15 protein-coding genes are annotated in these 19380 nt (G+C 74.0%); 2 read left to right on the top strand and 13 right to left on the bottom strand.

The genetic code is table 11. From position 1 onward, the window contains the following. From pyrF to HGCM_RS12240, 8 genes are all read right to left on the bottom strand, one after another. The coding region (gene pyrF / locus HGCM_RS18215) for an orotidine-5'-phosphate decarboxylase (protein ID WP_246119508.1) at window positions 1-703 on the bottom strand (703 nt) is incomplete at its 3' end. A gap of 50 nt (window positions 704-753) precedes the next feature. Next, window positions 754-4086, bottom strand: a complete 3333-nt coding sequence (gene carB / locus HGCM_RS12270; protein ID WP_019137128.1) for a carbamoyl-phosphate synthase large subunit — start codon at window positions 4084-4086, stop codon at window positions 754-756. Further along, window positions 4086-5264 (bottom strand): glutamine-hydrolyzing carbamoyl-phosphate synthase small subunit, encoded by a 1179-nt coding sequence (carA, locus tag HGCM_RS12265; protein WP_026075450.1) that lies wholly within the window; start codon window positions 5262-5264, stop codon window positions 4086-4088. The genes carB and carA overlap by 1 nt, the downstream gene beginning before the upstream one ends. Beyond that, entirely contained in the window at window positions 5264-5797 is a 534-nt protein-coding gene (locus tag HGCM_RS12260) for a PH-like domain-containing protein (RefSeq protein WP_019137126.1), read from the bottom strand. Before HGCM_RS12260 ends, carA begins: the two co-directional genes overlap by 1 nt. Next, complete coding sequence (locus HGCM_RS12255) at window positions 5794-7113, bottom strand: dihydroorotase (RefSeq protein WP_019137125.1); 1320 nt, start codon at window positions 7111-7113, stop codon at window positions 5794-5796. The genes HGCM_RS12260 and HGCM_RS12255 overlap by 4 nt, the downstream gene beginning before the upstream one ends. Further along, window positions 7110-8117 (bottom strand): aspartate carbamoyltransferase catalytic subunit, encoded by a 1008-nt coding sequence (locus HGCM_RS12250; RefSeq protein ID WP_019137124.1) that lies wholly within the window; start codon window positions 8115-8117, stop codon window positions 7110-7112. The genes HGCM_RS12255 and HGCM_RS12250 overlap by 4 nt, the downstream gene beginning before the upstream one ends. Continuing rightward, window positions 8114-8740 (bottom strand): bifunctional pyr operon transcriptional regulator/uracil phosphoribosyltransferase PyrR, encoded by a 627-nt coding sequence (gene pyrR / locus HGCM_RS12245; RefSeq protein ID WP_019137123.1) that lies wholly within the window; start codon window positions 8738-8740, stop codon window positions 8114-8116. The genes HGCM_RS12250 and pyrR overlap by 4 nt, the downstream gene beginning before the upstream one ends. A 105-nt stretch (window positions 8741-8845) precedes the next feature. Then, a complete protein-coding gene (locus HGCM_RS12240; protein WP_019137122.1) occupies window positions 8846-9646 on the bottom strand; it encodes a putative protein N(5)-glutamine methyltransferase in 801 nt (266 codons plus the stop codon). Window positions 9647-9745: 99 nt separating this feature from the next. Between HGCM_RS12240 and HGCM_RS12235 the strand changes: the two genes are divergently transcribed. After that, on the top strand, window positions 9746-11986 hold the full coding sequence (locus HGCM_RS12235; RefSeq protein ID WP_246119457.1) for a putative bifunctional diguanylate cyclase/phosphodiesterase: 2241 nt from the start codon (window positions 9746-9748) through the stop codon (window positions 11984-11986). Between the two features lie 89 nt (window positions 11987-12075). On the opposite strand, the gene nusB is transcribed toward HGCM_RS12235, so the two are convergent. The 5 genes from nusB to HGCM_RS12210 form a co-directional block, all read right to left on the bottom strand. Beyond that, window positions 12076-12492, bottom strand: coding sequence for a transcription antitermination factor NusB (nusB, locus tag HGCM_RS12230; RefSeq protein WP_019137120.1), 417 nt, complete (start codon window positions 12490-12492; stop codon window positions 12076-12078). A 1-nt stretch (window position 12493) separates the two neighbouring features. Continuing rightward, complete coding sequence (gene efp / locus HGCM_RS12225) at window positions 12494-13057, bottom strand: elongation factor P (RefSeq protein WP_026075449.1); 564 nt, start codon at window positions 13055-13057, stop codon at window positions 12494-12496. A gap of 152 nt (window positions 13058-13209) precedes the next feature. Continuing rightward, window positions 13210-13647, bottom strand: a complete 438-nt coding sequence (locus HGCM_RS12220; protein ID WP_019137118.1) for a type II 3-dehydroquinate dehydratase — start codon at window positions 13645-13647, stop codon at window positions 13210-13212. A 9-nt stretch (window positions 13648-13656) separates the two neighbouring features. Further along, on the bottom strand, window positions 13657-14784 hold the full coding sequence (aroB, locus tag HGCM_RS12215; RefSeq protein ID WP_026075448.1) for a 3-dehydroquinate synthase: 1128 nt from the start codon (window positions 14782-14784) through the stop codon (window positions 13657-13659). Then, on the bottom strand, window positions 14781-15335 hold the full coding sequence (locus tag HGCM_RS12210; RefSeq protein WP_019137116.1) for a shikimate kinase: 555 nt from the start codon (window positions 15333-15335) through the stop codon (window positions 14781-14783). The genes aroB and HGCM_RS12210 overlap by 4 nt, the downstream gene beginning before the upstream one ends. 171 nt (window positions 15336-15506) lie before the next feature. Between HGCM_RS12210 and HGCM_RS12205 the strand changes: the two genes are divergently transcribed. Next, window positions 15507-19349 carry a fibronectin type III domain-containing protein gene (locus tag HGCM_RS12205; protein ID WP_020424283.1) on the top strand — a complete coding sequence of 1281 codons (3843 nt, stop codon included), beginning with the start codon at window positions 15507-15509 and terminating at the stop codon, window positions 19347-19349. Window positions 19350-19380: the final 31 nt, after the last annotated feature.

Raw genomic sequence — 19380 nt, 5'->3', positions numbered from 1 at the left:
CCTGGCGGCGCGCCGCGCCGAACACCTGGGCGAGCTCGCGGGGGCCGGCGCCCTGCGCACCGACGCCCGGTGCGAGCAGCGGCCCGTTCACGGCGACGAGGTCCGTGCCGGTGCGCAGCGCCGCGTCGCCGACCGTAGCGCCCACGACGAGGCCGACGGAGCCCATCGGCGCGGCGCCCGCGTTCGCCGCGGCGGCGTGCGCGGCAGTGGTGGCCGCGACGGTCGCGCCGTCCGGGGTCCGGGCGTGCTGCACCTCGGCGCCCTCGGGGTTCGACGTCAGGCACAGGACGAACAGCCCGCGACCGGTCGCACGCGCGAGCTCGACCGCCGGGGCGAGCGACCCGAACCCCAGGTACGGCGAGACGGTGAGCGCGTCGCCCGCCAGCGGCGAGCCGTCGGCGAGGAACGCGTCGGCGTACGCCCCCATCGTCGAGCCGATGTCGCCCCGCTTCGCGTCCACGAGGACGAGCGTGCCGGTGTCCCGGCCCGCCGCGACGACCTCCTCCAGCGCGGCGACGCCCGCCGAGCCGTGCCGCTCGAAGAAGGCCGCCTGCGGCTTGACCGCCGCCACCCGTCCCGCGACCGCCTCCATGACCGTGAGCGCGAACCGGCGCACGCCCCGCGCGTCGTCGGTCAGGCCCCACTGCGCGAGCAGGCTCGCGTGCGGGTCGATGCCGACGCACAGCGGCCCGTGCGCGTCCATCGCGGCCGCGAGCCGGGCGCCGAACGGCTCGCGCGCCGCCGCGGGCGCCGTCACGCCGGCACCTGCGTCCGCCGGTTGCGGCGTTCGTCGGCCGCCTCGGTGTGCTCCTGCAGGCTCCAGACCCGGAACGGCCCGGCCTGGGCCGCCTCGATCGCCTGCACGGCGGCGCCGAGCTGCTGCACGGTCGTGACGATCGCCTTGTCGGCGGCGGTGGTGGCCGCGCGGATCTCGTAGCCGTCGGCGCGCGCGCCCTGGCCCGAGGGCGTGTTGACCACCATGTCGACCTCGCCGGCGGTGATGAGGTCGACGATCGTCTCGGCGCCCGTGCGGCGGCCCACCGAGAACTTGGTGACGGTCGTCGACGCGATGCCGTTGCGGTGCAGGACGGCGGCCGTCCCCTCGGTCGCGAGGATCTCGAAGCCGAGCTCGGTCAGGCGCTTGGCCGGCAGGACGATCGAGCGCTTGTCCCGGTCCGCGACCGAGATGAACACCCGCCCGCTCGTCGGGAGCCCGCCGAAGGCCGCCTCCTGGGACTTCGCGAACGCCGTCGGGAAGTCGACGTCGAAGCCCATGACCTCGCCGGTCGAGCGCATCTCCGGCCCCAGGACGGTGTCGACCACGTGGCCGGCGCCGGTGCGGAACCGCTTGAAGGGCAGCACCGCCTCCTTGACCGCGATGGGCGAGTCGAGGTCGAGCACGCTCGCGTCCTCGAGCGGCAGCAGGCCCTCGGCCCGCAGCTGCGCGATGGTGCGGCCGGCCATGACGTGCGCGGCGGCCTTCGCGAGCGACACCCCGGTCGCCTTGGACACGAACGGGACCGTGCGCGACGCCCGCGGGTTCGCCTCGAGCACGTAGAGGACGTCCGAGACGAGCGCGAACTGGATGTTGAGCAGGCCGTGCACCCCGACGCCCCGCGCGATCGCCTCGGTCGAGAGGCGGATGCGCTCGAGCTCCTGCACGGAGAGGGTCACCGGCGGGAGCGCGCACGCCGAGTCGCCGGAGTGGATGCCGGCCTCCTCGATGTGCTCCATGACGCCGCCGAGGAACAGCTCGTGACCGTCGAACAGCGCGTCCACGTCGATCTCGATCGCGTCGTCGAGGAAGCGGTCGATGAGCAGCGGCGGCAGCGTGCCCGCCCGGCCCCCGTCGGCGAGGTTGTCCAGCGCGCGCTGCACGTACTCGGTGAGGTGCTGCTCGTCGTAGACGATCTCCATCCCGCGCCCGCCGAGCACGTAGGACGGGCGCACCAGCACCGGGTACCCGATCCGCCGCGCGGTCTCCTTGGCGCCCGAGAGCGTCGTGGCGGTGCCGAACGCCGGCGCGGGCAGCCCCGCGGCCTCGAGCACCTTGCCGAACTCGCCGCGGTCCTCGGCGGCGTCGATCGCCGCCGGCGAGGTGCCGAGGATCGGCAGGCCGGCGTCCTGCAGACGCTGGGCCAGCGCCAGCGGCGTCTGCCCGCCGAGCGTGACGATGAGCCCGGCGACCGGGCCGGCGGCGGCCTCGGCCGCGTAGACCTCCAGCACGTCCTCGAACGTGAGCGGCTCGAAGTAGAGCCGGTCGGAGGTGTCGTAGTCCGTCGACACGGTCTCGGGGTTGCAGTTGACCATGACGGTCTCGTACTCGCCCTTGAGCGCCAGCGCGGCGTGGACGCACGAGTAGTCGAACTCGATGCCCTGGCCGATGCGGTTGGGCCCGGAGCCGAGGATGAGGATCGCCGGCCGCGTGCGCGGGGCGACCTCGGTCTCCTCGTCGTAGGACGAGTAGTGGTACGGCGTGCGCGCCGCGAACTCGGCGGCGCACGTGTCGACCGTCTTGTAGACGGGGCGCAGGCCGACGGCGTGCCGCGCGCGGCGCACCGACTCCTCGCTCGTCCCGCGCAGCTCGGCGACCTGGGCGTCGGACAGGCCGTGCCGCTTGGCGTGCAGGAGCACCTCGCGCGTGAGCGCCTCGGCCGTGCGGGTCGCCTCCGCGACCTCGTTGACGAGCTCCACCTGGTCGAGGAACCAGGGGTCGATGCCCGTGCGGGCGTACACGGTCTCGAGGTCGACCCCGGCGCGCAGCACCTGCTGCACGTCCACCAGGCGGTGGTCGGTCGGCCGCGCGATGGACTCGACGAGCGCGTCGAGCTCCTCCCCCGTCGCCGGCTCGCCGGCCCAGTGGAACACGGAGCCCTTCTTGTCGATCGACCGCATCGCCTTGCCGAGGGCCTCGGTGAAATTCCGGCCCATCGCCATCGCCTCGCCGACCGACTTCATGGTCGTCGTGAGCGTCGGGTCGGCGGCCGGGAACTTCTCGAACGCGAACCGCGGGACCTTGACGACGACGTAGTCGAGCGTGGGCTCGAACGACGCCGGGGTCGAGCCGGTGATGTCGTTCGGGATCTCGTCGAGCGTGTAGCCCACGGCGAGCTTCGCGGCGATCTTCGCGATCGGGAAGCCCGTCGCCTTCGAGGCGAGCGCGGACGAGCGGGAGACGCGGGGGTTCATCTCGATGACGACGACGCGCCCCGTGGTCGGCTCGACCGCGAACTGGATGTTGCAGCCCCCGGTGTCCACGCCCACCTCGCGGATGACCGCGATGCCGATGTCGCGCAGGCGCTGGTACTCGCGGTCCGTGAGGGTCAGCGCGGGCGCGACCGTCACGGAGTCGCCGGTGTGCACGCCGACCGGGTCGACGTTCTCGATCGAGCACACGACCACGACGTTGTCGTTCTTGTCGCGCATGAGCTCGAGCTCGTACTCCTTCCAGCCGAGGATCGACTCCTCCAGGAGCACCTCGGTGGTCGGCGAGTAGTGCAGGCCCTGCCCGACGATGCGCCGCAGGTCGTCCTCGTCGTAGGCGATGCCGGAGCCGAGGCCGCCCATCGTGAACGACGGGCGCACGACCACCGGGTAGCCGAGGTCCTCGACGGCCGCCAGGGCGTCGTCCATGGTGTGCACGATCGCCGAGCGCGCGGACTCGCCGCCGCAGACCTCGACGACCTGCTTGAACTGCTCGCGGTCCTCGCCCTTCTGGATGGCCGGGATGTTCGCGCCGATGAGCTCGACGTCGTACCTCGCGAGCACGCCCGCCTCGTCCAGCGCGATGGCGGCGTTGAGGGCCGTCTGCCCGCCGAGCGTCGGCAGGATCGCGTCGGGGCGCTCCTTCGCGATGATCGAGGTGAGCACCTCGGTCGTGATCGGCTCGACGTAGGTCGCGTCGGCGAACTCGGGGTCCGTCATGATCGTCGCCGGGTTGGAGTTCACGAGGACGACCCGCAGGCCCTCCTCCTTGAGCACGCGGCACGCCTGGGTGCCCGAGTAGTCGAACTCGCAGGCCTGCCCGATGACGATCGGGCCGGACCCGATGACGAGGACGCTGGAGATGTCGGTGCGGCGAGGCATCAGGCGGCGCCCTTCGTGTCGTGCATGAGGTCGAGGAAGCGGTCGAACAAGTAGGCGGCGTCGTGCGGGCCGGCCGCCGCCTCGGGGTGGTACTGCACCGAGAAGGCGGGCAGGTCGAGCGCCTGCAGGCCCTCGACCACGTCGTCGTTGAGGTCGACGTGGCTCACGACGACGCGCCCGTAGCGCCCGCCGTCGTGCGGCGCGGCCGTCTCCCCGTCGAGCGGGGCGTCGACCGCGAAGCCGTGGTTGTGCGCCGTGATCTCGACCTTGCCGGTGGCGCGGTCGACGACCGGCTGGTTCACGCCGCGGTGGCCGTAGCCCAGCTTGTAGGTGCCGAAGCCGAGCGCCCGCCCGAGCAGCTGGTTGCCGTAGCAGATGCCGAAGAACGGGATCCGCCGGTCGAGCACGTCGCGCAGCAGCTCGATCTCGTGCGTCGCGGCCGCCGGGTCGCCCGGGCCGTTCGAGAAGAAGACGCCGTCGGGCTGCACCGCGAGCACCTCGTCGATCGACGCGGTCGAGGGCAGCACGTGCACCCGGATGCCACGCTCGGCCATCCGCTGCGGGGTCATCGCCTTGATGCCGAGGTCCACCGCGGCGACGGTCGCCACGGGCTCGGCGAGCGGCTCGCCGTCGGGCCCGAGCGGCTCGACGACGTACGCCTCCTGCGTCGTCACCTCGCCCGCGAGGTCGGCGCCCGCCATCGCGGGCGCGGACCGGACCTCGGCGAGCAGGTCGTCGGTGGGGCGGCGCTCGCCGTCCGTGGCCAGCGCGTCCCCGGAGAAGACGCCGGCGCGCATGACGCCGCGCTCGCGCAGGTGGCGCGTGAGGGCGCGGGTGTCGATGCCGCTGATCCCGACGACGCCCTGCGCGGCGAGCTCGTCGTCGAGCGTGCGGCGCGAGCGCCAGCTCGACGCGCGGCGCGCGGGGTCGCGCACGACGTAGCCGGCGACCCAGATGCGGCCGCTCTCGGGGTCCTCGTCGTTGACACCGGTGTTGCCGACGTGCGGCGCGGTCATGACGACGATCTGGCGGTGGTACGACGGGTCGGTGAGCGTCTCCTGGTAGCCGGTCATGCCGGTGTTGAAGACGATCTCGCCGAGGGTGGTGCCGGTCGCGCCGTACGCCTCGCCGGTGAACGTGCGCCCGTCCTCGAGGACGAGCACTGCTGCCTGCGTCATCAGCTCTCCTGTGCCCCGGCCGTGCCGGGCGTGGTGGTGATCAGGTCGGTGACGGCCGCGACGAGGCGCGGCCGGTCGGCGGCGTGCCGGGGGCGCAGGCCGGTGTCCAGCCCGCGCGCGTCGTCGGCGTCCGCCTGCCAGGTGAGGACCACGAGGCCGTCGCCGGCGACGACCTTCCCGGCGATGCCGGGAGCGGTCGAGGCCGAGCGCAGCGCCGTGGCCGGGATGAACACGTCCTGCGCTCCCGTGCGGCGGATCTGCACGCCCGCGTCGTAGACCTCGACGCTGGCGGGGCTGCGCACGCCCAGGTCAGCCGCCGCGACGCGGTCGAGCCAGTCGCCGGCCCGGGTCGTCGAGACGTACGTCGCCTCGACCGGCTCCCCCCGCCGCGCGCCCAGCTCGGTGGGCCGCTGGGGCAGGTGCGCGACGAGCGGCGCCGTGGCCGCGGCTCGTCGTCGCCAGCCGCGTCGCATCGCCCACAGCGCGAGGACGACGACCAGGACGCAGGCGGCGGTCGCCGCGAGCTGCCTCACGCGATCACCACCTGGTCGTCGCAGGCGCCGCCGTCGAGCACCGTGGCCCGCCCGCGCAGGAAGGTCGCGATGACGCAGCCGGAGATCTCGCGGCCGCGCAGCGGCGTGTTCGAGCTCTGCGTGCCCTGCGTGCGCGGGTCGACCGTCCGGCGCACGTTCGGGTCGACGAGCGTGAGGTTTGCCGGCTCCCCCACCGCGATCGGCCGGCCGTGGTCGGTGACGCGGCCGATCTCGGCGGGCTTGGTCGACAGGACCCGGGCGACGTCCGCCCACGTGAACCGGCCGGTGTCGACCATGACCTCCTGGACGACCGAGAGCGCGGTCTCCAGCCCGGTCATGCCGAACGCGGCGGCCGCCCACTCGCAGTCCTTGTCCTCGCGGGCGTGCGGCGCGTGGTCCGTGGCGACGATGTCGATCGTGCCGTCCTCGAGTCCCGCGCGGACCGCCTCGACGTCCCGCTGCGTGCGCAGCGGCGGGTTCACCTTGAACACCGGGTCGTAGCCGCGCACGAGCTCGTCGGTGAGCAGCAGGTGGTGCGGCGTCACCTCGGCGGTCACGTCGATCCCCCGCGACTTCGCCCACCGGACGATCTCGACGGAGCCGGCGGTGGACAGGTGGCAGACGTGCAGGCGCGAGCCGACGTGCTCGGCGAGCAGCACGTCGCGGGCGATGATCGCCTCCTCGGCCACCGCCGGCCAGCCCGCGAGCCCGAGCTCCGCCGAGACGACGCCCTCGTGCATCTGCGAGCCCTCGGTGAGCCGCGGCTCCTGCGCGTGCTGCGCGACGACGCCGTCGAAGGCCTTGACGTACTCCAGCGCGCGCCGCATCACGACGGGGTCGTGCACGCAGCGGCCGTCGTCCGAGAAGACCCGCACGTGCGCCTGGGAGTGGGCCATCGCGCCGAGCTCCGCGAGCCGCTCGCCCTCCAGCCCGACCGTCACCGCGCCCACCGGGTGCACGTCGGCCCAGCCCGCGTCGCGGCCGAGCCGCCACACCTGCTCGACCACGCCCGCGGTGTCCTGCGTCGGCGTCGTGTTCGCCATCGCGTGGACCGCGGTGAAGCCGCCGAGGGCGGCGGCCCGCGTGCCGGAGCGGATCGTCTCGGCGTCCTCGCGGCCCGGCTCGCGCAGGTGCGTGTGCAGGTCGACCAGCCCGGGCAGCAGGACGAGCCCGTGGGCGTCGACCTGCGTGACGTCGCCCCGGTCGCGCGCCGCGGCGGCCTCGTCGCCCAGGGCCGCGACGACCCCGTCGGCGAGCAGCACGTCGGTCGTGCCGTCGCCGAGCGGCGAGGCGTCGCGCAGGAGGTAGCTCGTCACTGGTCCACCTTCGTCTCGGTCCGGGCGCCCGCCGGGGCGCCCGCGGCGCTCCCGCCGGCCAGCAGGAGGTACAGCACGGCCATCCGCACGGCGACGCCGTTCGCCACCTGCTCGACGATCACCGCGCGCGGCGAGTCGGCGGCGTCCGCCGTGATCTCCAGGCCGCGGTTCATCGGGCCGGGGTGCAGGACGATCGCGTGCTCCGGCAGCGCCGCGAGCCGGCGCGCGTCGAGGCCGTACGCCCGCGAGTACTCCAGCGGGCTCGGGAAGAAGCCGCCTCCACCGCTCGACATCCGCTCGCGCTGGACGCGCAGCATCATGACCGCGTCCGGCTTGTCGTCCGCGATGGCCTCGTCCAGGTGGTACGAGACGCGTGCCGGCCACGCCTCGACCCCGACGGGAACCAGCGTCGGCGGCGCGACGAGCGTCACCTGCGCGCCGAGCGTGTGCAGCAGCTGGACGTTCGAGCGGGCGACCCGGCTGTGCAGCACGTCCCCCACGATCGCGACGCGCAGCCCCTCGAGCGCGCGCCCCGGCGCGTCCGCGCCCTCGCCGACGAGGTGCCGGCGCAGCGTGAACGCGTCGAGCAGCGCCTGCGTGGGGTGCTGGTGCGTGCCGTCGCCGGCGTTGACCACCGCCCCGTCGGTCCAGCCCGACGTCGCCAGGCGGTGCGGCGCGCCGGACGCCTGGTGGCGGATGACGACCGCGTCGGCCCCCATCGCCTGCAGCGTGAGCGCGGTGTCCTTGAGCGACTCCCCCTTCGAGACGCTCGAGCCCTTGGCGGAGAAGTTGATGACGTCGGCCGAGAGCCGCTTGGCCGCGGTCTCGAACGAGATGCGGGTGCGGGTCGAGTCCTCGAAGAAGAGGTTGACGACCGTGCGTCCCCGCAGCGTCGGCAGCTTCTTGATCTCGCGCGACTGGGTCTGCGCCATCTGGCCGGCCGTGTCCAGGATCCGCACCGCCTCGTCGAGGCTGAGGTCGGCGGCCGAGAGCAGGTGCCTCATCGCGCGGCCCCCTCGATCAGCACCGCGTCACGCCCGTCGGCCTCCTCGAGCAGGACGCGCACGCGCTCGGCCTGCGAGGTCGGCAGGTTCTTGCCGACGAAGTCCGCGCGGATCGGCAGCTCCCGGTGCCCGCGGTCGACGAGCGCGGCGAGCTGGACGGCGCGGGGGCGGCCGAGGTCGCTGATCGCGTCGAGCGCGGCGCGGATCGTCCGGCCGGAGAAGAGCACGTCGTCCACCAGGACGACGACCCGCTCGTCGATCCCGCCGGCGGGGATCCGCGTCGCGCCGATCGTGCGCGTCGGGTGCTGCGCGAGGTCGTCGCGGTACATCGTCACGTCGAGCGCGCCGACGAGGTCGTCCGCGACGAGCCCGGGCTCCACCTCGGCGAGCTTGCGGGCGAGCCGCTGCGCGAGCGGCAGGCCGCGGGTCGGGATGCCCAGCAGGACGACGTCGGAGCCGCCCTTGTTGCGCTCGAGGATCTCGTGCGCGATGCGGGTCAGCGCGCGGGCGATCTCCGCGGGGCCGAGGACGAGGGTGCCGCCGGGATCGGCGGGCGGGACGGCCGGTGCGAGGCCGTCGGCGGCCGGCTGCGAGGGCCGGTCCGCGGGCAGAGCGCTGCTCATGTGCCACTCCTTCCCCGCCTCACAGGACGGGCGTTAAAGGATGGTTGTCACCTCACCCTACCCCGGCGTGCGTGCTCGACCGCGGCGGTGTCCACGAGGCGTCGGTCACGCCCCGGCGGGCTCGCGCAGGCGACCCACCACCACGGTCGCGCCGACCTCCTCGTCCTGCACGACGCGCGTCCGGCAGCCCTCCGCCGCCAGCAGCGCCGCGGTGCCCGGTGCCTGCTGCTCGCTCGTCTCCACGAGCACCGCCGCACCCGGGGCGAGCCACGCCGCCATGGCGGCCGCGACCCGGCGGTGCACGTCGAGCCCGTCGCTCCCGCCGTCGAGCGCCACGAGTGGCTCGTGGTCGCGCGCCTCGGGCGGCATCATCGCGATGGCGGTGGTCGGCACGTACGGCGCGTTGACCGCGAGCACGGCCACCCGTCCGCGCAGGTCGGGCGGGAGCGCCGCGAACAGGTCGCCCTCGTGCACGCGGTCGGGTCGGAGGTTGCGGCGCGCGCAGGCCACCGCGACCGGGTCCACGTCGGCCGCATGCACCTCAGCGGACGGCACGCGGTGCTGGACGACCGCCCCGACGGCACCGGCGCCGCAGCACAGGTCGACCACGACGTCACCCGGACGGGTGAGGTCGCCGGCCCGGCGTGCGAGCAGCTCGGTGCGCCGGCGCGGGACGAAGACGCCGGGCCCGACGGCCAGGCGCAGCCCGTCGAACGCCACCCACCCGACGACGTGCTCGAGCGGCTCGCCCGCGAGGCGGCGTACCGTCATCGCCTCGAGGTGGGCGGGCGACGACGCCGAGGACCGCAGCACGCGCGCCTCGTCCTCCGCGAACACGCTGCCGACGGCCCGCAGCCGTGCGACCAGCGGGTCGGGCGGGCCGGTCGGGGCCGGGGCGGCGTCCATCGCGCTCATCGTAGGGTCGCCCGCGTCACCCGAATGCCGCTACAGGGCCGTGCGGGCGACGCCGATGTCGTGAGCATGCTCGGGACGGTTCCGACGTGGGTGAGCGTCGTGCAGCTGCTGGCTGCGGGGCTCGTCGTCGGCATCTGCGTCCTGCAGTGGATCTGGTGGCGCGGCGAGACGCGCAGCACCGGCGCGGTGTGGGCGATGCGTTGGTCCGCGGACATCGGCCTCATGCTCGTCGTCGGCGGCCTGTACCCCATGGTCGCGCCGGGGGTCGGGCGGGTCGTCGCCTCGTTCGCCTACCTGCTGCTCGTCGGCGGGTTCCTCGTCGTCGCGATCCCGGCCACCCGGGCGTTCGGCGCCGGGCCGAGCCCGCGGTGGTGGCTCGTGACGGCGACGGCCGTGCTCACCGCGGCCGGCGTGACCTGGTGGCTGCCCGCCACCGCTCCCCTGGACGGCGCCTACCCCTGGGTGACCGTCGCCCTGCTCCTGTGCCTCGCGGGCGTCACGCTCGCGTACGTCGTCGCGGCCCTCGGGCGCGCGCAGCTCACGCCGCTCGGCGCGCTCCTCGTCGTCGCCGGCGCCGAGTCCCTCGCCATGCTCACGGCGGGAGCGCTCCTGCCGCCCGACTCGGTCGGCGGCATGCTCGTCGCCCTGTGGCCCATCCCCGTCGCCGTGGCGCTCGGCGCCATGGCGCTGCGCCACCTGCGGCTCGCGCAGGAGCACGCGCAGCTGCAGCACACCATGCGCGACGCGACCGCCCAGCTCGCCAACGCCGCGTGGTTCGCGCGCGACGCCGACGCGCTGCTGCTCAAGGCGCGCGACGCCGCGCGCTCCGTCCTCGGCGACGACTCGATCGAGGCGTCGCTGCGCCCCATCTCGCACGGCCGCTTCGTGTGCGAGCTCTACTCCGCGGCCGGGCGCGACCAGGACGAGCAGGCCCGCGCCTTCCTCACCGACCTGGGCCACCTCGTGTCGGTCGCCGCCGAGCGGTACGCGCTCGCGGGCAAGCTCGAGCAGACCGCGTTCGCGGACCCGCTGACCCGGCTGCCCAACCGGCGCGCCGCCGAGCAGCACCTGCGCGAGATCCTCGAGCGCGCCAACGTGGAGCGGACGCGCGTCTCGCTCGTGTACTGCGACCTCGACGGCTTCAAGCGGATCAACGACGTGTGCGGCCACGCCGCGGGCGACAGCGTGCTCGTGCGGGTCGCGGAGTACCTGCGCTCGGCCGCCGGCGGCGAGGACACCTACGTGGGGCGGCTCGGCGGCGACGAGTTCGTCATGGTCATCGCGCGGGCGCCGTCCGACGCCGCGCTGGCCGAGCTCGCCCAGCAGCTGCGCGAGGGGTTCGTCGACCGCAGCGTGGGCACGCGGCCCGCGCGCCTGTCGGTCGGCGTCGCCACGTGGGTGCCCGGCGACGTCGTGGACCCGGACGCCCTCGTCCGGAACGCGGACACGGCGATGCTCGAGGCCAAGCGGTCCCGCAGCGGCTTCCGCGTCTACGACCGCGAGCTGCGCCGGCGCGTCGAGGTCTCCCACCACCGCCGCAACGCGCTGGAGGCCGCCGTCGAGGCCGGCGGCTTCGTCGCCCACTTCCAGCCGGTCGTCGACGCGCGCACGCTCGAGGTGGTCCAGGTCGAGACGCTGGCCCGCTGGGTCGACGGCGGCCAGCTCATGCTGCCCGCCGAGTGGCTGGACGTGGCCGAGGAGTCCGGGCTCATCGTCCCCATCGGCCTGGAGATGCTGCGGCAGGCGCGTGTCGCGCTGCAGCGCTTCCAGATGCCCGTCGCCGTCAACGTCTCCGCCCGCCAGCTGTCGGAGCCCGACGCGCTCGAGAAGCTCGAGGACGCGTGGGGCGACGCCTTCTGGGAGCACCTCACGCTCGAGATCACCGAGAGCACCCTCGTCAGCACCGCGGCCGCCGTCCCGATCCTGTCCGAGCTGCGCGCCCGCGGGGCGCAGATCGCCGTCGACGACTTCGGCACCGGCTACAGCTCGCTCGCGCGCCTGTCCCGGCTCCCGGTCGACGTCCTCAAGGTGGACCGCTCGTTCGTGCGCGACCTGGAGTCCGAGCGCGGCCGCTCGGTGGTGCGCACGATCATCGACCTGGCGCACGCCCACGGCCTGGAGGTCATCGCCGAGGGGGTCGAGCGCGCCTCCGACCTCGACGTCCTCGTCGAGCTCGGCGTCCGCCGGGTCCAGGGCAACTTCCTCGGCCGGGCGACGGCGCAGCTGCCCGTGCGCGGCCCGCGCCCGGAGGCGCTCCCCCAGCGCATCCGCGCCCTCCGGTCGGTGCCGACGCAGGGTCGGCTGCGCCGCGTCCGCGACGGCCAGGTCTGACCCCACCGCCTCGCCGTCCCGTCCTGGGACGACGACGCCCGCCGTGCTCCGTGGGAGCAGGGCGGGCGCCGCGAGAGTCGCGCAGGAGGTCAGGCCAGCAGCGTCGGCTTCAGGTCGACGACGCGACCGAGCAGGCCGTTGACGAAGGCGGGCGAGTCGTCCGTCGACAGGGTGCCGGCGAGCTCGACCGCCTCGGAGACCGCCACGGCGTCCGGGACGTCGTCGTTGTAGAGGACCTCCCACGTGCCCACGCGCAGCAGCGCGCGGTCGACCGCGGGCATCCGCTCCACCGTCCACCCGTGCGAGTGGGTCGCGAGGATCTCGTCGATGCGCTCGCGCCGCTCCGCGACGCCCTCGACGAGCTCGACCGCGTACTGCGGCAGAGCCGCCTCGGTGCCCGGCTCGGCGATCCGCCGGGCCAGCACCTCGAGCACGTCGAGCCCGCGCTGGTCGGCCTCGAAGAGGACGTCGACCGCCCGCTTGCGGGCCTTGGTCCGGGCGCCCACCTCAGTCGTTCACGCGGCCGAGGTAGCTGCCGTCGCGCGTGTCGACCTTGACCTTGGTGTTCGACTCGAGGAACAGGGGCACCTGGATCTCGTAGCCGGTCTCGAGCGTGGCGGGCTTCGTGCCGGCCGACGACCGGTCGCCCTGCAGGCCCGGCTCGGTGTAGGTCACCTCGAGCACGACCGACGGGGGCAGCTCGACGTAGAGCGGGACGCCCTCGTTCGTGGCGACGAGCGCGTTCTGGTTCTCGAGCATGAAGTTCGCCGCGTCGCCGACGGTCGCCGCCGGGACGTGCAGCTGGTCGTACGTGTCCGTGTCCATGAACACGAAGTCGTCGCCGTCCTTGTAGAGGTACTGCATGTCGCGCTTGTCGACGTTCGCGGTCTCGACCTTCACGCCCGCGTTGAACGTGCGGTCGACGACCTTGCCGGAGAGCACGTTCTTGAGCTTCGTGCGGACGAAGGCGCCGCCCTTGCCGGGCTTGACGTGCTGGAACTCCACGACGGTCCAGAGCTGGCCGTCGATCCGCAGCACGATGCCGTTCTTCAGGTCGTTGGTGGTCGCCACGATCCGTCCGTTCCTGTCGAGGTGGGGTGGGCCGCCCGCTGGCCGCCGAGCGGCCGCGGCGGCGACGAGCCCGTCCGGGCCGTCGTCCATCGTACCGCCAGCCCTCCGGCTCGCAGGAATCGGCCCCCACCGCCGGCCCGGGGTGCCGGCGGTCAGGACGGCGCGAGCGCCGCCAGCGCGAGCCGGTACGAGTCCTGCCCGAAGCCCGCGACGGTCCCCGTCGCGACCGGGCCCACCACCGAGACGTGGCGGAACGCCTCGCGCGCGTACGGATTGGACAGGTGCACCTCGACGAGCCGCAGCCCCGCGGTCGTGACCTGCGCCGCGGCGTCCCGCAGCGCGTAGGAGTAGTGCGTGAACGCGGCGGGGTTGAGCACGACGTCGGAGCGCGTGTCGACCGCCTCGTGGAGCCAGTGCACCAGCTCGGACTCGTCGTCGGTCTGGCGCACCTCCGCCTCGAGCCCCAGGCCCGCCGCCCAGCCGCGGACCGCGGCGGCGAGGTCGTCGAACGTCGCCGAGCCGTACACCTCCGGCTCACGGCTCCCGAGCCGCCCGAGGTTGGGACCGTTGAGCACCAGGACGCGCGTCATGGCGGGAGCCTAGAGCGCGACGAGCCGCGACGGCGGCGCCGCGCCCTCGCTGACCTCGGCGTACGCGGCGACCAGGAGCGTGGGGTCGGGCCCCTCGAGCCGCGTCGGCCGCGCCAGCCCCTCGAGCACGACGAAGCGGAGCAGGTCGCCGCGCGTCTTCTTGTCCCGGCGCATCGCCGTGAGCAGCTGCTCCCAGCGGTCGCCGCGGTACGTCGTCGGCAGGCCGAGGGCGGTCAGCACGGCGCGGTGCCGGTCGACGACCTCGTCGTCGAGCCGGCCGGCGAGCCGCGCCAGCTCGGCGACGAACACCATGCCGACCGACACCGCCGCGCCGTGGCGCCACTGGTAGCGCTCGACGTGCTCGATCGCGTGGGCGAAGGTGTGCCCGTAGTTGAGGATCTCGCGCAGCCCCGCCTCCCGCAGGTCCTCGCCGACGACGCGCGCCTTGACCGCGACCGCCCGCTCGATCAGCTCCAGCAGCACCGGGGACGACGAGGCCGCGACCGGGTCCTGCAGCAGCGCGACGTTCTGCTCGACGAGGTCGAGGATGCGCGGGTCGGCGATGAAGCCGCACTTGACCACCTCGGCGAGCCCGGCGACGAAGTCGTGGCGCGGCAGCGACTCCAGCGCCGACAGGTCGCACAGCACGCCCGCCGGGGGGTGGAACGACCCGACGAGGTTCTTGCCCTCCGCGGTGTTGATGCCGGTCTTGCCGCCGACCGCCGCGTCGACCATGCCGAGCACCGTCGTCGGCACGTGCACGACCGTGACGCCGCGCAGCCACGTCGCCGCGACGAAGCCCCCGAGGTCCGTCGTCGCGCCGCCGCCGACCGTGAGCACCGCGTCCGACCGCGTGAAGCCCGCCTGCCCGAGCACGCCCCACAGGAACGCGGCGACCTGCGCGGTCTTCGCCTCCTCGGCGTCCGGCACCTCCGCGCCGTACGCCTCGTACCCCGACGCCCGCAGGTCCTCCAGGATCGCGTCGGCCGTGGTGGCGAGCGCGGCGGGGTGCACGACGAGGACGCGCTGCACGCCGTCGCCGAGCAGCGGGGCGACCTCGCCGAGCAGCCGGTGCCCGATGACCACGTCGTACGGGCGCTCCCCCGCGACCGTCACGACCCGATGCTCGCCCGTCACGGCGCCTCCTGAACCGTCCGGCGGCGCTCGGCGAGGGCGTCCTCGACGAGCTCCGCGACCTGTGCGGGCGTCAGCCCGTCCGTGAGCACCCGCACGGTGGACACGGCCTCGTACACCGGGCGCCGCGCCTCCATGAGGGCCTGCCACTGCGCACGCGGGTTGCCGAGCAGCAGCGGCCGGGACTGGTTGAGCCCCACCCGCGGCGCCGCGTGCGCGAGCGAGACGTCGAGGAACACCACGACGCCGCCCTGCTCGGCGTACCCGGCCAGCAGCGCCTGCGTGCCCGGGTCCAGCACCGCGCCGCCGCCCAGCGCCAGCACCCCGTCGTGCTCGGCCACCGCCGCCGCGACCGCGGCCCGCTCGAGCGCGCGGAACGCCGGCTCGCCGTCCTCCACGAAGATGTCGGCGATGGTCCGGCCGCTCGTCGCCTCGACGTCCGCGTCCGTGTCGCGCGCCGCGAGCTGCCAGCGCTCCGCGAGGGCCGCCGCGACGGTCGACTTGCCCGACCCCGGAGGGCCGACGAGGACGACGGTGGGCTGGGGAGGCGTCACGACGGCAGGGTAGCCCGCGTCTCCGGTACCCCCGGCGGGTGTCCACGAGTACGCCGAGCGGGTGATTCGGGCGAAGGCCGACATCGGACCCTCATGCGACCTGCTCGCCGCGCCGAATGCGACGAGGACCTGTCGTGCGTCAGTGGAGGCGTCGTGAAGCTTCGAAGTGCCGTGTCAACCCTGGTCGGCGTCGCGCTGATCGTGAGCGGCCTCACGGCGACCGGCGCTGCCGCTGCCGGGCCGGAGTCGCCCACGGGACTGACGACCGGCGCGCTGGGCACCGACACCGTCTTCCGCTGGGACCGCGTGGACGGGGCGACGGGCTACACCGTCGAGCTCTCGGCCACCCCCGAGTTCGACGCGATCGTCGCCACGGCGAGCACGACCGCGCGGTCGTGGGTCCCCACGAGCGCGATCGACAGCAGCGCCGCCCGCACCCTGTACTGGCACGTCGCCGCGCACTCGTCCGGCGTGACGGCGGCGTCGCGCGGCGACTTCTCGGAGGCCTCTGTCCTCGAGCGTGACGCCACCCCGGCGCCCGCGCCCGTCGCCCCCGCCGACGGCTCCAGCGTCACGTACCCCGACGCCACGGTGTTCTCCTGGGGCGCGGTCCCGGGCGCCGTGACGTACACGCTCGAGTACTCCTCGAACCCAGACTTCCCGGCGGACGCCAACGTGACCAAGACGGTGTCGACGTCGTCGACCTCGTACTCGCTCACGGCGCCGCTCGCCCGCAAGGCCGGGGTCGACGACATCCGCTGGTACTGGCGCGTGCGCGCCAACGTCGCCAGCGGGTCGACGACGGTGGCCGGAGCGACGTCGGCGGCCAGCTCGTTCACGGTGGTCTGGCCGAGCGCAGCCTCCCGGCCGACTCCGCTCTCTCCGACCGACCCGACGCGGACCTACTCCGACCTGAGGTTCTCCTGGACCCCCGTCGTGGGCGCGTCGTACTACGAGGTCGTCGTCGGCACGGAGAAGACCGGTGACCTCGCGAACGGCACCGTCCTGCCGTCGTCCGTCCGGACGTCCGCGACGACGACCAGCACCACGTACGTGCCTCTCGACGCCATGCCGGACGCCGTCTACTACTGGCAGGTCACCGCCTTCGACGCGGCCGGGAACCCGGGCAAGCCCTCGGTGATCAGCGTGGTCACCAAGGACTGGGGTCTGCAGGTGCCTGACTCCGGCGCCAGCGACTCCTTCGCCAAGGCCTACCCCGCGCCGTCGTTCGGCACCTCCGACGCCGCGGCCCCGACGCAGGTGACGCTGCAGGACCTCGTGCTCACCTGGCAGCCCGTGCCCCGGGCGACGCTGTACGAGGTCGAGGTGATCCCCCTCAACGGCGACCCGCGCCTGACCTGCCGGACCGCCAGCACCTCGGCCACGATCATCGCCAAGCTCGGTGAGGGCACCACGAGCCCGGACCTGCTCGTGGACGACAAGGAGTGCCTGTGGACGGGCACCGACGCCGAGCGCATCCAGGCGGGCCGGTCCTACCAGTGGCGGGTGCGAGCGATCGACTACTCCGGCTCTGCCACGACGAAGATCCAGTCCCCGACGCCGTCGGGCGCGCTCGTCTCGCAGTGGTCCGACATGGAGGACAACGACGCCAGCCGCCGCCGCTACTTCGACGTCGTCGGCTCGGCGCCGACCGGCGCGGAGACGGCGGTGCCCGACGCCGCCGCGTGGGCCGAGGAGCGGTCCGCGCACCAGGGCCAGCCGGCGCCTCTGTTCACGTGGGCCCCGGTCGCCGGCGTCAACGCCTACATCGTCGAGGTGTACCGGGACGCCGGGCTCACCAACCACGTCGGCACGTGGTTCACGCCCTCGACGGCACTGCGCATCAACGGCGTCTTCGACGACACGACGTCGGGCTCCTACTACTGGCGGGTGCAGGGCACCGTCGCCAACACCTCGTGGTCGACCTTCACGACACCCGCGGGGTCGGTCTGGTCGGCGCCGCAGAGCTGGGAGAAGTCCAGCACGCCGACGGCCCTCACCGACCAGCCGGCGACGGTCGCGCCGGACGGGTCCGTCGTCCTGTCGTGGCTGCCCCAGGCGCAGACCGCACCGTTCGACGGCGGCTCGCGCGGCTACCAGGTGACGATCTACGACAGCTCGGACAACGTCCGCGGCAGCCGCAAGGTCGAGTACCCCTGGTACGTCGCGAAGGAGACGTCCACCCAGGACCCGCTGCCCATCGGCTCGTACCGGTTCACGGTCGCGCCGCTCGACGCGCTCGGCAACCCCGGCAAGACGTCGCCCAGCCAGCCTTTCGAGGTCACGGCGCCGGCGCCGTCCGCACCCTCCGCGGTGACGTCCGCGTCGGGCGTCGTGCTCCGCTGGCGCAACACCGCCGCTGCGGCGTCCTACAAGGTGCAGTACCGACCCGTCGGCGCCTCGACGTGGAAGTCGCTCCCGGCGTCGGGGACGCTCAGCGAGACGGCTGTCGCGGTCCCGGACGTCGCCCCGGGCCAGTACGAGTGGGCGGTCCAGTCGCTGGACTCGAAGAAGTACGGCTCGACCTGGACGGCCACGCAGACGTTCACGGTCGCGCCGGGGGTCCCGACGGTCGTCACGGCCCCCGGCGCCGTGCTGCCCACGAGCGACCGCACGCTCGACTGGGACGCCGTGCCGGGTGCCTCGCGGTACCTGGTGCGGATCGCGACGTCCGCCGCGGGCACCGCCTCGGCGACGCCGGTCGAGACCTCGGCGACCGCCTACGTGCCCACGTCGGCCACGACGCTCGCGTACGGCACCGCCTACTACTGGACGGTGACCGCGGTCGGCGGCACGAAGACCGTCGTGCTGGGCACCAGCGCACCACGGGCGTTCACGGTGACCACACCGCCGGTCGCGCCGGCGATCAAGACGGCCACCACGTCCGGTGACACCGTCGCGGTGGACTGGGCGGCGCCGACCGTCGCGACCCGTGGGTCGGCGGAGAACCCGTCCTACACGCTCCGCTACCGCGCGATGTCGAGCACGGGCGAGGAGACGGCGTGGACCGTCGTGGAGGTCGGGCCGGACGCTCTGGCCGCGACGGTCGGAAACCTCGCGACCGCGACCACCTACGAGCTCCAGCTCCAGGCGTCGAACTCGGACGGCCGCAGCGCCTGGTCGGCCAGCAAGACGGTCACCACGGCGGGTGTACCGGGCGTCGTCCGCACGCTGACGGCGACGCCGTCGGCGTCGGGGCTCGTCGTGAAGTGGCTGGCACCGTCCACCAACGGCGGCTCGTCGGTCACGTCGTACCTCGTGCAGTACCAGCTCGACGGAGCGACCACGTGGTCCTCGACGACGAGCAGCACGACGACGGCCACGCTGGGCTCGCTCAAGAGCGGATCCACCTACAACCTGCGGGTGAGCGCGCGCAACGCGATCGGCACCGGCCCGGCGGCGACGTACTCGGTCCGGACGCTCACGCCGGCCTCGGCTCCCACGTCCGCGACGGTCACCCGTGGTGACCGGAGCGCGATCGTGAAGTGGGGCGCGCCCACGAGCAGCGGCTCGGCGAGCATCACGGCCTTCGTGGTCGAGGTCCGCTCGTACTCGGCGACGTCGAAGACGTGGTCCGCCTGGGCCACGAAGTCGACGACCACCGCCTCGGCCCGGTCGGCGACGCTGACGTCCCTGACGAACGGCACCAAGTACGACATCCGGGTCGCCGCGAAGACGTCGGTGGGCCTCGGGGCGTACTCCCCCGTGCTGCGGGCCGTCCCCGCGGGCAAGCCGAAGGCGCCGACGAACGTCAAGGCGACCTCGCCGAAGGCGCGGTACGCGAAGCTCACGTGGACGAAGGCTGCCGACAACGGTGCGCCGCTCACGCGGTACGTCCTGCAGTACTCCACCAACGGGACCACCTGGAAGACGCTCAAGACGGTCTCGGGCACGACCACGAGCTACACGTGGACCGGTGCCACCTCGAAGAAGAAGTACTACTTCCGCCTGTACGCGGAGAACGCGGTCGGCAAGAGTGCCGTCTCCTCGCGGGTGTACGTCACCGTGCGGTAGCCGCGCCGTACGAACGGTCGGGCCCGGTGAG

Source organism: Cellulomonas massiliensis JC225 (genome assembly GCF_000312005.1).
Classification (GTDB): domain Bacteria; phylum Actinomycetota; class Actinomycetes; order Actinomycetales; family Cellulomonadaceae; genus Cellulomonas; species Cellulomonas massiliensis.
The sequence above is the reverse complement of the archived record's forward strand: the minus strand, read 5'-3'. Positions and strand labels throughout refer to the sequence as shown.

Bases quoted from the DNA above. Each gene is read 5' to 3' on its own strand.
- HGCM_RS12220 (WP_019137118.1), bottom strand. From the start codon at position 13,647: ATGACGCGCGTCCTGGTGCTCAACGGTCCCAACCTCGGGCGGCTCGGG.
- HGCM_RS12240 (WP_019137122.1), bottom strand. From the start codon at position 9,646: ATGGACGCCGCCCCGGCCCCGACCGGCCCGCCCGACCCGCTGGTCGCA.
- HGCM_RS12250 (WP_019137124.1), bottom strand. From the start codon at position 8,117: ATGAGGCACCTGCTCTCGGCCGCCGACCTCAGCCTCGACGAGGCGGTG.
- carB (WP_019137128.1), bottom strand. From the start codon at position 4,086: ATGCCTCGCCGCACCGACATCTCCAGCGTCCTCGTCATCGGGTCCGGC.
- pyrR (WP_019137123.1), bottom strand. From the start codon at position 8,740: ATGAGCAGCGCTCTGCCCGCGGACCGGCCCTCGCAGCCGGCCGCCGAC.
- carA (WP_026075450.1), bottom strand. From the start codon at position 5,264: ATGACGCAGGCAGCAGTGCTCGTCCTCGAGGACGGGCGCACGTTCACC.